The sequence below is a fragment of the Azotobacter vinelandii CA genome, from assembly GCF_000380335.1.
GTDB lineage: Bacteria > Pseudomonadota > Gammaproteobacteria > Pseudomonadales > Pseudomonadaceae > Azotobacter > Azotobacter vinelandii.
Genome location: NC_021149.1, coordinates 4353315 through 4366291 on the forward strand (window position 1 = coordinate 4353315; position 12977 = coordinate 4366291).

Annotated in this window: 11 protein-coding genes, 1 other RNA gene and 1 pseudogene; 8 read left to right on the forward strand and 5 right to left on the reverse strand. The window is 61.0% G+C overall.

The window, feature by feature from the left end:
* Positions 1-11: 11 nt before the first annotated feature.
* Positions 12-2528 (reverse strand): sensor histidine kinase, encoded by a 2517-nt coding sequence (locus AVCA_RS19640; protein ID WP_236616272.1) that lies wholly within the window; start codon positions 2526-2528, stop codon positions 12-14.
* A 128-nt stretch (positions 2529-2656) separates the two neighbouring features.
* On the opposite strand from AVCA_RS19640, the gene ssrA reads away from it, so the two are divergent.
* Positions 2657-3008: a transfer-messenger RNA gene (ssrA, locus tag AVCA_RS24075) on the forward strand.
* 113 nt (positions 3009-3121) lie between these two features.
* Complete coding sequence (locus tag AVCA_RS19645; protein ID WP_012702803.1) at positions 3122-4930, forward strand: site-specific integrase; 1809 nt, start codon at positions 3122-3124, stop codon at positions 4928-4930.
* Between the two features lie 31 nt (positions 4931-4961).
* Here the strand turns inward: AVCA_RS19645 and AVCA_RS26200 are convergent, their stop codons facing one another.
* Complete coding sequence (locus AVCA_RS26200) at positions 4962-5627, reverse strand: HNH endonuclease (protein ID WP_050764400.1); 666 nt, start codon at positions 5625-5627, stop codon at positions 4962-4964.
* 257 nt (positions 5628-5884) lie between these two features.
* Here AVCA_RS26200 and AVCA_RS19655 point away from each other — a divergent pair, with 257 nt between their 5' ends.
* From AVCA_RS19655 to AVCA_RS19670, 5 genes are all read left to right on the forward strand, one after another.
* Positions 5885-6454, forward strand: a complete 570-nt coding sequence (locus AVCA_RS19655; protein WP_012702805.1) for a recombinase family protein — start codon at positions 5885-5887, stop codon at positions 6452-6454.
* 155 nt (positions 6455-6609) lie between these two features.
* Positions 6610-7011 carry a hypothetical protein gene (locus AVCA_RS19660; protein ID WP_041807623.1) on the forward strand — a complete coding sequence of 134 codons (402 nt, stop codon included), beginning with the start codon at positions 6610-6612 and terminating at the stop codon, positions 7009-7011.
* Between the two features lie 13 nt (positions 7012-7024).
* On the forward strand, positions 7025-7633 hold the full coding sequence (locus tag AVCA_RS19665) for a helix-turn-helix domain-containing protein (protein ID WP_236616273.1): 609 nt from the start codon (positions 7025-7027) through the stop codon (positions 7631-7633).
* 103 nt (positions 7634-7736) lie between these two features.
* On the forward strand, positions 7737-8570 hold the full coding sequence (locus AVCA_RS26915; protein ID WP_236616275.1) for a hypothetical protein: 834 nt from the start codon (positions 7737-7739) through the stop codon (positions 8568-8570).
* 127 nt (positions 8571-8697) lie between these two features.
* Complete coding sequence (locus AVCA_RS19670) at positions 8698-8901, forward strand: hypothetical protein (RefSeq protein WP_012702808.1); 204 nt, start codon at positions 8698-8700, stop codon at positions 8899-8901.
* A gap of 370 nt (positions 8902-9271) precedes the next feature.
* On the opposite strand, the gene AVCA_RS19675 is transcribed toward AVCA_RS19670, so the two are convergent.
* From AVCA_RS19675 to AVCA_RS19685, 3 genes and pseudogenes are all read right to left on the reverse strand, one after another.
* Complete coding sequence (locus AVCA_RS19675) at positions 9272-10102, reverse strand: molybdenum storage protein subunit alpha (RefSeq protein ID WP_012702809.1); 831 nt, start codon at positions 10100-10102, stop codon at positions 9272-9274.
* 11 nt (positions 10103-10113) lie between these two features.
* A complete protein-coding gene (locus tag AVCA_RS19680; protein ID WP_041807406.1) occupies positions 10114-10926 on the reverse strand; it encodes a molybdenum storage protein subunit beta in 813 nt (270 codons plus the stop codon).
* Positions 10927-11272: 346 nt separating this feature from the next.
* A pseudogene (locus AVCA_RS19685) lies at positions 11273-11461 on the reverse strand (thiamine pyrophosphate-binding protein); the annotation flags it as partial.
* A 113-nt stretch (positions 11462-11574) separates the two neighbouring features.
* Here AVCA_RS19685 and AVCA_RS19690 point away from each other — a divergent pair.
* Complete coding sequence (locus tag AVCA_RS19690) at positions 11575-12483, forward strand: LysR family transcriptional regulator (protein ID WP_012702813.1); 909 nt, start codon at positions 11575-11577, stop codon at positions 12481-12483.
* Positions 12484-12977: the final 494 nt, after the last annotated feature.

The following is a 12977-nucleotide window of genomic DNA, read 5'->3' on the forward strand; positions in this document are numbered from 1 at the left end:
CGACCATGCTTTCAGGAGTCGTCCTCGACCCGCTCGGCCTGCCCGGTCGGCGGTCCGCCGGACGGCATCCGCTGATCCTCGGGCGGCGCCGCCCCCGGCAGATCGATCCAGAAGCGGCAACCGTGTCCGGGCTCGCTGTAGAAGCCCATGCTGCCGTTCATCATGCTCGCCAGCTCGTGGCACAGCACCAGACCGATACCGGACCCCGGAATGTTCGAGCTTTCCCGGCCGAGACGCTGGAAAGGCTGGAACAACTGGCTCTGCTGCTCGGCATCGAGCCCCGGTCCGGTGTCCTTGACCCAGATCCGCACACAGTCCGAACGCACCTCGTAGCCGAGCGTGATGCGGCCCTGCGGGCAGTTGTACTTGATCGCATTGGACAGCAGGTTCAGCAGAATCTGCTGCAGGCGGCGGGAGTCGGCCTGTACGTAGAGGGGCCGGCACATGGGTATCAGTTGCAGTTGCAACTGACGTTCGCGGATATGCGGCTGGACCAGTTCGGCGCAACCGGCCAGCATGGCGCCGACCTCGACCGGCCGGATATGCAATTGCTGACGACGCCCCTCCAGCGTGGAGAGATCGAGGATATCGTCCACCAGCGCGGTGAGATGCCGGCTGGCCTTGACGATTTCCCGGGCATATTCGCCGATCGGGCCCGAGTCGGGCTTGCCCTCCACCTCCAGTTCGATCAACTGGGCGAAGCCTTGCACCGCGTTCAACGGCGTGCGCAGCTCGTGGCTCATGCTGGACAGGAAGCGACTCTTCGCCCGGCTGGCATCCTGGGCTTCCAGGGTGGCGCGCCGCAGATCCCCCTCCACCGCCTTCAGCCGGGAAATGTCCACATGGGTACCCGCCGAACGCAGCACCCGGCCACGAGCGTCCCACTCCAGCGCCTGGCCACGGGACAGCAGCCAGACGTACTGGCCGGCGCGGTCGATACAGCGGTATTCCACCTCGTAGACCCCGTCCATGCCGCTGAAGAAACTCTCGCGACGCTGCCTGAGGCGCTCCATGTCGTCCGGATGGACCAGCCGGTTGAACACCTCGAGAGGCACGCACTCGGAGTCCAGGGCGAAACGCCGGGCGAAACGGCTGCTCACCCGGATCAGACTCTTTTCCGCGACGATTTCCCAAAGGCTCTCGGTGGTGTGCTCCATCACTACCTCCAGCAGGCGCTGGGCTCTGGAGCGCTCTGCCTCGCTGGCCTGCAATTGGCGATCGCTGCTGCGCACCGCATTGGCCATCGCGTTCAGTTCTTCGATCCGGCTGGTACGCAGCGGCGAAAGCGGCCCGTCTCCCGCCTGCCACTGGTCCCGACCCGAGTGCCGCAGCATTTCGACGATGCCGTTGATCGGCTGCTCGAGTTCGCGGCTCAGACGACGCGAACGGCGCCACCAGAGCCCCAGGAACAACGCATGGAACAGTATCAGGCCGGCGATCAGCAGATAGCCCATCTTCTGGTAGTGGGCAGCCAGGGCACGAGTCGGTTGGAGAAGCCGACTCTTGTCCACGACCAGCAGCAGGCGCCAGCCGGCCTGGGAAATCCCCCTCCAGGCCAGCAGATGCTCGCGTCCGTCGAACAGCGCCGAGCGTATCTCCCCTTCGGCTCCGGCCGCCGGCAGCAGGAGCCCCACCTCGCGCAGATAGCGTGGCGCATTGACCACGGAATCGCCCGAAGCCCCGCGCTGTCCCGGCAGGAGCATGACGTTGCCACTCTCGTCGACCAGCATAGCGTGCCCCTGCCAGGGCACACCCAGATCGCCGATGTCGGCGAGCAGGTGCTCGAGATCGATCTCCAGGCCGACCACGCCTTCCAGGAAATCGCCGTGATAGACCGGAGCGATCGAGGATACCCGCCAGCGCCCGTCCTCATCACGATAGGGCGCGGTCCACAGCGGCTCGCGTGTCGGGTTGCGGGTCTCGTCGGCACGCGAATAGAAGCCGTATCCGGGAGACGGCCTGTCGCCGAGATCCCGCTGCAGCACATCAAAGAACGGATAGCTGCGGATATAGCCATCCCGGCTACGGAAATGGACCGCGATCACCGGCGGGCCGGCCTCCTCGATCGAGCGCATCAGCCCGTCGAGACGCGACAGACGCAGGGCCTTGGCGTGATCCTGGCGCTCGGGCGGCGTGTCCTTCACATAGAACGAAGCCGCGCGCCCCTCGCCGTTGCGACTGTAGAACAGCCCGTTCGGGCCGACCACGTGCCTGGCCCGCTCCACGGCATCCGGCCGGAAGCCGCGCTCCTGCAGGGCATGGGCGACGGCGCCGCAAAAGATCCTCGTCTGCCGCGCTATCTCCTGCAGATCCCGATCGATGATCTTCGCCTCGCGCTGCAGGGTATCGGCCAGTCCCTGCTCCACCCGTTCTTCCAGATGCCCGAGTTGAGCATCGCGCATGGCGGCATTGCTCAGCAAATAGGCGCCGACCAGCACGACTTCCACCAATAGCAAGGGAATCAGGGCGCACTGTATGAAGGCGCGCCAGAGCCACTGGCGCAAGGGGTATCGCGTTGCCCGAGGCATGGAAAAGTCTCGTCACCCGGCGACATCGGAAGAAGCATCATATAGCAGCCCGCCGGCGAATTTCGCCAGTCTCGGCAGTCGACGCACCGAGCCATTTGCCGTAGACTTGATCCACCACCTAGGGTTTTGGGGCCGATTAGGATTCGACGCCGGTAACGAAACTTGAGGGGCATGCCGAGTTGGTGGCAGAACTCGTAAATCCACTGCTACAAACTCATAGTTGCCAACGACGACAACTACGCTCTGGCGGCTTAATGCCCCAGCAGTCTCCAGGGGATGCCTGTAAACCCGAAGAGACTGTCAGATAGAACAGGATCGCCGCCAAGTTCGCTGTAGACGTAACGGCTAAAACTCATACAGCTCGCCCAAAGCACCCTGCCCGTCGGGCCGCAATGGGTTAACTCAATAGACAGGGCTAAGCATGTAGAACCGATAGCGGAGAGCTGGCGGACGGGGGTTCAAATCCCCCCGGCTCCACCACACAAAGCACAGAGCCCCGATTTCCGGGGCTTTGCGCTGTCTGGGCCTGCCATTTCCAGCAGGTGAGACACTGAGCGGTCACATTCGCATGGGGCACCACACAGGCGCCCGGCATGAAGCCCTCCCCCTCCTACCTGACCAAGAACCGCCACGGAACCTTCTACTTCCGAATGGTCATTCCGGCCCCGTTGCGCACCCTGATCAACAGCAAGCGCGAAGTCAGACGCAGCCTCAAGACCGACAGCCGGCGACTTGCCATCAAACGAGCCCGCCAGTTCGCGGTCAGATACGAAACGGCATTCGACAAGGCGATCAGCAGCATGACGACTACCAGGGACGGCGACGACGTTCTAACCGAGGAAGACATCAAGCTCTTGGAAGAGCTGGACCTACCGGCAGCCGGCGCATGGTCGGATCAACCGAGCAACACCCCGCCGGAGCCGATCCTTACCGACGAACAGATTGAGGCCCGACAACGGCGCCGGGAAGTTGAACGCCTTCTTGCTGGCGCCTACGGCCGCGCCATTCCTACCGATCAGGAGCCGCTTGCCTCCCGGCTTCTGGAGCTTTCCAAGCCCTACCAGCCCACAGAGCTGCGGCAGATACTCCCCAGGCTCCGGGACGAGCTGATCAAGAGCGCCATTGCCCCTGCACCGGCGCCAGCACCGGCTCCGACCTTCGATCCAGCCATGGCAGACTGGACCCTGTACCAAGTTTGGCAACATCAGCTCGAACGCGACCGGGCCGACATCGCAGCGACCGGGGGCCAGGCACGGCACGGGGGCACCCTTGAAGAACGCGAGCGACGCGCCAGGGTTATGACTGTGCTCACCCAGCACAAGCCTGTATGCCAGCTCTCAAAGCGCGACTGGCAGGCCGCTTATGACGCAGCCCGCCGCATGAAAGCCGGAGTCACGGTATCCGTTGCCCCAGACCCTCAAACTCCGCTCGCCGAGCTTCTAACGGACGATCCGGCGCTCATGACCGGGCATGAACGGACAACCGCCGTCATCGCCTCGATAAAGCAGCTCCAGACCTATGCGCGCTTCTTGGAGCTGACCACCATCAGCCCGGATGATCTAGACATTCCACCGATCCAAGAGCGCACGACCGCCGGCAGCCGCTCATCCAAGGCAATTTTCACGCCATCTGACCTGGAAAAGATATTTTCGGGCTGGATCTACCAGGGCGACATCCCCAGGCGAACCAAGGCATATCCGTTCTGGTACTGGTTGCCACTGGTCGCCTATTTCACCGGCGCACGCACCGGCGAAATCACCCAGCTCGACACGGCCGACATCCGGGCTATCAACGGCCACCCGTGCTTCGATTTTTGTGAGGACGACCCGAAAGCCTTCGAGGCCAAACGGATCAAGACAGGGGAAGCCCGCCAAGTTCCGATTCATCCTTGCCTAATCGAACTTGGCTTTCTCGACTATGTGGCCAGCCAAGCCCAGGACAGGCAGAAGAAACTATTCGGCGACGGGCTGACCTACATGGAGCCCCGGCACGACACGGACGCCAACAAAGAGGGCTGGACAAAGCGCGCCGGGAAGTTCTTCAACGAAGCGCCAGACGGCTATCTGGTTACAACTGGCGTCCACCAGCCAAGGGACGGCAAGTCGATTTATTCATTCCGGCACACACTGGTAACAACTCTCAGGAACGCCGAGCGCGGCGGTCAGGAGCTGAAACAGACCCTTATCAACGCCATTACCGGACACAGGGAAAAAGACGTGCAAGGCCGTCATTACGACAACGGCCCAACTATCGAACTCAAACTTGACGCGCTCTTGTTGATGCCGGTCCCGGAAGCTATCCAGCGGCTCAAGGGCTACAAACCTGACTTCGTGGACCGCTTCGGCGACACTCTGACCAAGAGTATCGCTAGCCACCGTCGCAAGTACCCACGCACGATATGAGGCCAAGCCGTTGGAGAGCCAAGAGCGAGTGCTAACGCTTGGCTCTTGCCTTCCAGCGCTCAAAGAACTCAGCAGCCTGCCCACTATCAATGAAGTCAAATAAGAACTCTTTCGCCTCAATGAGAGTTTCGTGATCCTGCTTGCCAAAGACATCATCTATCTCAAGCCGGAAAAAATGGGCTTGTGCTACGATGGCAGCCTTGTATCCCTTGTGCTGTATCGTGTGCCTGCCTCCCTTCTCTGACCACTTGGACGAAGTCAGGAACCTTCTGAGTCGCCCGAGCCTCTTTCGTGCTTTCGTAGCTTCTTCCGTGCCCGTTAGATTGTCACAGCAGTCTGTGCCCACCCCCATTGGCTCCCAGTGAGGATGCTGTATATGGTGGACATAACGAATAGCGGTATCGCAAAGCTCGCAGGTGCCGAAGAGATCGCCAAGATCATCTTCCCCGATGTACTCCAAACCTGTGCTCGGCCTGATCTCGCCATGCTCCCTAGCATGACAGCCCTTGCATAAGGTTTCGCAGTCCGATGGGTCATACTCCCATGGCTTACGCCCTCGAATGTAGTGCTTGTGGTGGACTTGAAGAACGACACCATCCGCCTCAGTGCGGCCGCACTCTAAGCAAGCGCCACTATCCAGCTCAATGATCCGCGCCCTGAACACAGCCCACTTTTTATCAGCATGCAAATTAGCCATGCCTTTCCTTTCCGCCGCATAACTCATTTGCTGGCTTTTCTAGCTAGCACTACAGACGGCGAAGATTATCAGGCCGCACAGCCAGAGCGGCCACTGGCCGCATAGCTCATAAAGTACACCTTTTGAGCCATACAAACGGCGCTCTCCCAACAGCGAAAGAATGCAGGCTCCAGCCTGGATCAAATCTGTTGAAAACTTCTGAGCCAGACGCTAAATTCTGAGCCAGTATTTTGATCCATACATCAGAGCCCCTAATCATGACCGCTACCCTCGCCTATGCCCGCGTATCTACTGACGGGCAAACCATCAATGCACAACGCCATGCTATCGAACAGCGCCATAGCATTGCCGATGGCCACTGGTTCTTCGATGAGGCCACCAGCGGCGCAACCAAGGCGCTCCAACGCCCCGGCTTCGCAAAGCTATTTTCGTTCGCCCGCTCCGGTGACACCTTGATCGTTGCTGCCATCGACCGCCTTGGCCGGAACACCATCGACGTGCTCGAAACCGTAGAGGCGTTACAAGCCAAAGGCGTAGCAATCATTTCTCTGCGTGAAGGATTCGACCTTGCCAGTCCAATAGGCAAGGCCATGCTCACCATGCTGGCCGCTGTTGCCGAGCTTGAGCGCTCCAACATCAAAGCCCGCCAGCGGGCCGGCATTGATCGCGCCAAGGCGGAAGGCAAGAAGCTCGGAGCGCCCAAACAGATCGACGACAAGGCCGTCGCAGCCTGGAGAAAGGAAACCGGAGAGACGATCAGCGGCACCGCCGCCCACTTCCAAATATCCACAGCAGCAGTTAAACGTGCCTGCCGCTCTTATGCATAAAATCTATGATCCAATCCTTACACATAGAAACACTTGACATAAGAAACCGAAACAAGCGAGTTTAGGAAGCCGCCATAGAGCGACCTTAAACACAACCATAACCATTGCGAGATTTGAGGAACCCGGAATGATCATCACCACATAGAGGCAATACCATGCCGTACAGCCCCAAAGCCGTTGAACTTGCCCGCGACTTCATGCGCGACGACAAGGGCAGCTATAGCCAACTCGCTACCTACCTCGACCTGTTCGCTCCCCGCGCCGAGAACTGGACGAAAGATAGCGCCTATCACCTCTGCCGTTCTCACGGGATTAGCTCGGTTCGCCGCTCCCCAGGCCAACCCGCAGCAGCCAAGACCCAGCGTGCTAAGACCGTTGCCAGGATCATTACCGCCACGCTCGAAGCCCTTGCCGCCACCAGCAAGACCCTCACCGATATCGCCCCTGTAAACCGAATGGAAGTCACAAGGCTTTCCGGTTCCTGCGCTTCGCGAGAAGCCGTATGGCGAAACTGGCCCAAACTGGAAGCCGAGCTAAATAAGCTCGCCGGCTTGTAAGGGAGCGCTAGCAATGCCCCGAGCCAAGCGGAAAACCCCGAATGAGATAGTCGAGATTCTGGCCATGAAGGAAGCTGGCTGGACTGAGCCGGCCATCGCCCAGAAGCTCGATATATCAATCTCGACCATCCGGCGAATCACCAAGAAGCACGGCATCAAGACTGGCGCCGCACAAGCTGCACTTGTTCAGCAAGCCCGAGAGCAACTGCTCGATAACGCCTTTCTGCTCGACAGAGCCCAAGAGATCGCGGCGGCCATGGTCAACGATGACTTCGCCATCGCCCAGCAGATTCGCCAGAAAGTTTCCGAAGCCGTCGAATCCATCGACCCCACGGCCGGCCAGTTGGCGCTTCGTGGTCTCGCCGCAGCTGCAACCGCCTTGAAGCTGAGCCAGGATGTTTGGCGCCGTGCGCTCCCCCTGGACCGACTCAACGAAGCGCACCACGTAGAGGAGCTACCGGAACTCGTGGTCAGGGTCATGACGGAAGAAGACGTAAAGGAGCTGCGCGAGCGCCAGCGCCGGGAGCTGGCTGTTCTCAACGGCGAAGTGATTGACGATGAAGAATCCCCACCCACCCCAGAAGAAGGCAACGACATCATCGTTATCGACGACTCAGACTGATCATTTTTTAACCAGACAGTGAGTTGTCAAAACCTTAGAAAAAGGCGCTGCCCCTCAACCCACAGGCTTCTAAAAGCGCCACGCATTTTTGAAATTCAGACCCATGACTGCCACCAACCCAGCCCCTTCAGGAAAGATCCCAAAGCCGCGCCAGCCAGAGCGGCCTTTAGGAGATTTTCCAAAAGCAGGGCAGCCTACGGCATCAGCCAAAACCCCCTGTAGCCCTGAAAAGGCGGGGCTTCTAGCCAGGCTCTATACCGGCCGCCACAAGGGGCATGTAGTCAAGAAGAAAAAAATAGAAAAATCAGAAGAAGAAGAAGCACGAAAAAGCTCAAAGGACTTAGAGAACAGCTTTGCCAAGGAAATAGCCAAGATCCTCGCCTCTGGCTCGGATCTTCCTGACTGGGAGCGAAGACTAACGGGTGAACTCAAACAGCACTTCGCCATGCTTGCCTTGGGTCATCAGCCCAACGCTCACGCCATTAGCATCCGGTTAGATCACAAGACAGCAGAAGCAGCCCTCTCGGCTCCCAAAAGCCCTACGGACTACCTTTCCGCAATTCTGCGGAATCATGGCATCAAGGATATGGCCTTCTGCCTGGAGTTTAGCGACACCGAAAGCGATGAAAACCATCCGCTTCATCTCCACGGCATTGCCATCATTCCGGCTGATCAACCTTCGCGGCTTGCAAATAATCTACGGAAGGCTATGGCCAGTGATTACCGGCAGCGCTACAAAAATCAAGCTATCGACATTCAGCCGATCAGCACTCCTGGCACATGGACATCTTACTGTTCAAAAAACCAGCAGAGCACTGCTCGCCAGCTGAAATCCAGCCCGGTCTATGCCAGCCAATCAGCCAAAAGGGCGGGGAAACGCCTCTATGAAGGTATCCGGGCTTGGGTCCGCCCCAAAACACCCCGCAAGACCTCCTAGGAGCCCCTACAAAGGCCGATCAAGCGAAATGGCACCCCCCTGCAAAAAACGAGATCGCGCATCCTAGATGCCTTGCAAGCGCCACCAAAAGCATTCTCAACAAACAGCAAGCCCCGGAGTTCTCGCCATGCAGCATCGCCAACTGAAGTACGAAGACGCCGTCGACCTTATTGAGCACATCAACGCCGTCGAGATCCACGCTTATGCCGATACCCAGGTATTCAAGGGCACAAGACCGGAATCCGGCATTCCTACCTTCATCATCGTGACAGGAACCGACGCCCTGTTAATCGAAGCCCGGCCCGAGCTACAAGCCGCCCACACAAACTGATCAAAAAACAACCAACCATCAACCCCCAGCCGGTTTCAGGTTCAAATCCTGTTGCCGGGCAACCCCAGCAGACGCTATTTTCGCCCGCACCATCAACCACTCCCATCAGGGTGTGACACTGTGCGGACGATGGCGGAAGGCTGCCCCTTGTAGATCAGGCAGTTACGGGAGTATGCGGACGTAAGGTCCTCATCCCCCCGGCTCCACCAAACAAGCCCCTGAAAATATTGAAAATTTTCAGGGGCTTTTTCTTGGATTCGAAAAAGTGCCGAAATCGGCGAGCGCAGTGTCGCTTCGCATCCAACGCCTCCCCCCGCTCGTTTCGCCGCGCCGCCCGGAAACCCGGGTGGCGCGGCCAGGGAGCGAGCGCTCAGGCCGGACGCACACCGGTACGGATCAGCGTCCCGACGTGCTCGCCGCGCAACGCGGCGGTGAGTCGACCCGGCACGAGTCCGTTCACCACCTGCACGCGCTCGATGTGGCGCGCGGTCGCCATGACGTCGAGGAGTGCGCGGTCGACCGGCAGTGGGCCTTCCGACTTCGCCAGGTCGGTGGCGCTCGTCTCCGGCAGGAAGCGTGCCTGCCCCCTATCGGGGCCATTGGGATCGGCGGTGTATATCCCGTCCACGTTCTCGACGATGGTCAGGCCGGCCGCGCCGAATGCATCGGCGAGCAGGAAGGCACCGGTGTCGGCCCGGTGCGGCGGGATGCGCGAGCCCGGGAACTCGTGGTGGTGGTAGGGCGGGAAGGCGCTGCCGACCACGGCGCGGGTGGCGGAGAGGTGGATCGCCAGTTGGTCGGCGACGGTCGGATGCTCGACGTAGGAGACGCCCTCGGAGGCGAGCATCGCCGCGAGGATGTGGCCGTTCTGCCCGGCTTCGCTGGCAGCCAGCGGGGCGAGCGAGCCGACCGGCAGGCCGAGGTCGAGGCCGACGCTGAAGACGTGGCGGGCACGGACACCGGCACCGGTCAGGATCAGCAGGCGGTGCTCGGGCAGCAGCTTGCGCAGTTCCTCGACGAGCGGCAGGATCGCATCGGCGCCACGATCCATGACGCGGCCACCGATCTTGACGACCTGCAGCCAGGGCAGCAGGCGGATCGGGCGCTTGCCGGCGACCGGACGGGTGAGATCGCGGTCCTGCAGGGTCTGGCGCGCGAGCGGCGAGATGACGTGCTTGATGCTGTTGGTAGTGTCGGTCATGGCGGTGGTTCTCAGCTCGCGGTGATGATGGTGCCGACGTGCTCGCCTGCGAGCGCGCGGGTCAGGTTGCCGGGGACGAGGCCGTTCACGACCTGCACCTCGCGGACATGCTGAGCCGACTGGAGGAGGTCGAGCACCGGGAACTCGAGGATCGAGTCGTGCAGCCCCTTCGCCTTCATTTCGTCGACCGAGATCCTCGGGATGAAGGTGGCGTCCTTCGAGGTCTTCGGGTTGGCGGTGTAGAGGCCGTCCTCGTCCTTGACGAAGATCATCTGCTTGCAGCCGAACTGTTCAGCCAGCAGGAAGCAGCCGGCGTCGGTGCGGTAGGGCGGAATCACACCTTCGGCAGCGGGACGCATCCACAACTTGTAGGGCGGCATGCCGCTGAAGACGACGGCGTTCACCTCGGCGAGGGAAAGCGGCACCGCCGACAGTCCGGCACCGCCGACCACGGGGATACCGTGCTTCGCCAGGAGTTGCCCCAGCATGGCGGCGTTCTGGTCGGCCACCGAAGAGCCGAGCTGCGCGAGCACGCCCGCCGGCAGACCGAGCCCGGCGGCGATCGAGTAGAGGTGCCGGGCCCGGGTGCCTGCACCGGTACCGATCAGCAGCTTGTGGTTCTTGCGGGCGGCGACGATCTCGTCCACCAGCGGATAGACCGCCGCTCGGCCACGATCGATGACACTCTGTCCACCGATCTTGATCACCGTCGCATCCGGCAGAATCCGGAAGTCCGCCGCCGCCGCCGCTGCCGCCTGAAGCTGCGGGTCGGTCAGTGATCGCTGCATGAGGAGCTCTTCGAGCTCCGCTGTCGAGTTGGCCATAGGGGGTCCTTTCGTCGTTTCGTTGCTATTCACCGCAATACTTCCCGGCAGATCCGCGCGCCCGACAACGCCTTGGCGAAATATTCGGGATCGCTTCCGAGAGATTGTCCGATGATGGTCAGAGGTACCCATGACAGGTACATCGCAATCGAATCTTAGGTAATAGCGTTCTATAGACGCAACCACAGAATGCTTTAACTTCTGTATATGCTCGTCTATCGAATCCATGATTTTCGTTTAAACACTGTCATGGATTCATCCCCATCAATCATCCAAGTTTCGTCGCTATCCGCTCGCTCCGAGTGTTCGAACAGGCGAGCCCCATGGGCCCGCCATCGCAGGCGGCACGACTATTGCCTTCGGCCATGTGCGAGGCGCCTTCGACGTGACGGGCCAGTACATGGTCGATGCCACCGATCTTGTTCAGGGCCGCGTACAGCGGATTGATGGCCGCGCCGGGGACACCGAACGCGGTGTCGATCCCTTCGCGGCGCATCACCAGCACGGCAGCCTCGATTGCTCTCATTTTGGCCATGTTTCTCTTCTCTCTGAGTGAGTCGATATTTTTATAGTGGGCCTGAGTCTGGGTTAGACTTCCCGCAGGTTGAAGAGCAGAAAATTGGATTCTGTCGATATCCAGGGTATCGAATGGGCCGCTACGTCGAATTGCACAGTTTCGTTCAGGTCGCCCAGAAGGGCAGCTTCGCCGCGGCCGCGCTGAGCGAGGGGGTCACGCCGGCGATTCTCGGGCGGCGCCTGGATGCCCTGGAGAAACGCCTGGGCGTCAAGCTGATGCACCGCTCCACGCGCGGCCTGCGCCTGACCGAGCTGGGCGAGCGCTTCCTGGAGCGCGCCAGGCAGTTGCTGCGCGAGTTCGACGATGTCGAGGCCGAGATCGCCAGCAACAGCTCGCTGGTCAAGGGGCATCTGGCCGTGTCCGCGCCGGCGGCCTTCGGCCGGCGCCATGTGGCTGCGCACGCCCAGGGGTTCCTGCAGCGTTTTCCCAACCTCAGGCTGTCGTTCAACCTGACCGATAGCGTCGTCGACCTGGTGAGCGAGGGGTTCGACATGGGAATCCGCATCGGCGAGGTGCGGGACCCCAACTATGTGGCGATCAGGCTGTTCCCCAACCGGCGGGTGGTCTGCGGCACCCCGGCGTATTTCGCCAGGCATGGCGAACCCCGGACGCTCGAGGACCTGTCCCGGCACAACTGCCTGGCCTTCACGCTGCAGGGCGGGCAGCAGCGCGGCTGGACGTTCCTGCGCGACGGGCAGCAGGTCGCCGCGAAGGTCGGCGGAAACCTGTCCTGCAACGATGGCGAGCTGCTGTTTTCCTGGGTGTGCCAGGGGATCGGCATCGGCTGGCGTTCGACCTGGGAGATCCAGGGCGAACTCAAGCGCGGCGAACTGGTGACGGTTCTCGATGAGTTCGCGCTGCCCGAATACGACATTCAGGCGGTGTTCCCCCAGCAGCGCTTCCTGCCCGCCAAGGTGCGTTTTTTCATCGACTACCTGAAGGAGCTGTACAACACCCCCGGCTATTGGGAGAGGGGGTGAGGCGCAGTCCTTTCAAGGTTTCGGCAAGGGGAGTGGGAGCCTGGGCGTTTCCCTCGCTCCTGTGCGAATACCCTTGGGGCAATCGCGTGGGACTGCGAGAGGGTTGAAATCGGACTGGCAAGATAGTGTGAGCCTTGGCATGGCTGCTTGCCGAGGGGGCGGACACTCCCTGTTTCGGCCCCCCGGCCGAGTCACTTTTTCTTGTCTGGCCAAGAAAAAGTAACCAAAAAGAAGGCCACCCCCTCATCCGGCCCTGCGCTTCGCTCCGGGTTCCCTCCCTGCATCGTCGCTCCAGGGGCACGGCCCGCAGGGCCATCCATGGCCCTCGGGCCTTTCGCCGCCTCCCTGCGGCTCATCCCCTTGCGCGACGACTCCGCTCGGCCTCCTGAAGGGGGCATCCGGCGCGGCCTGACAGGCCGTGCCACAAGCGCGAAAGTGCTTTCAGGCAACTCGGAGCCCGATAAGTGACTCGGGCGGGGGCCCGAAACAGGGAG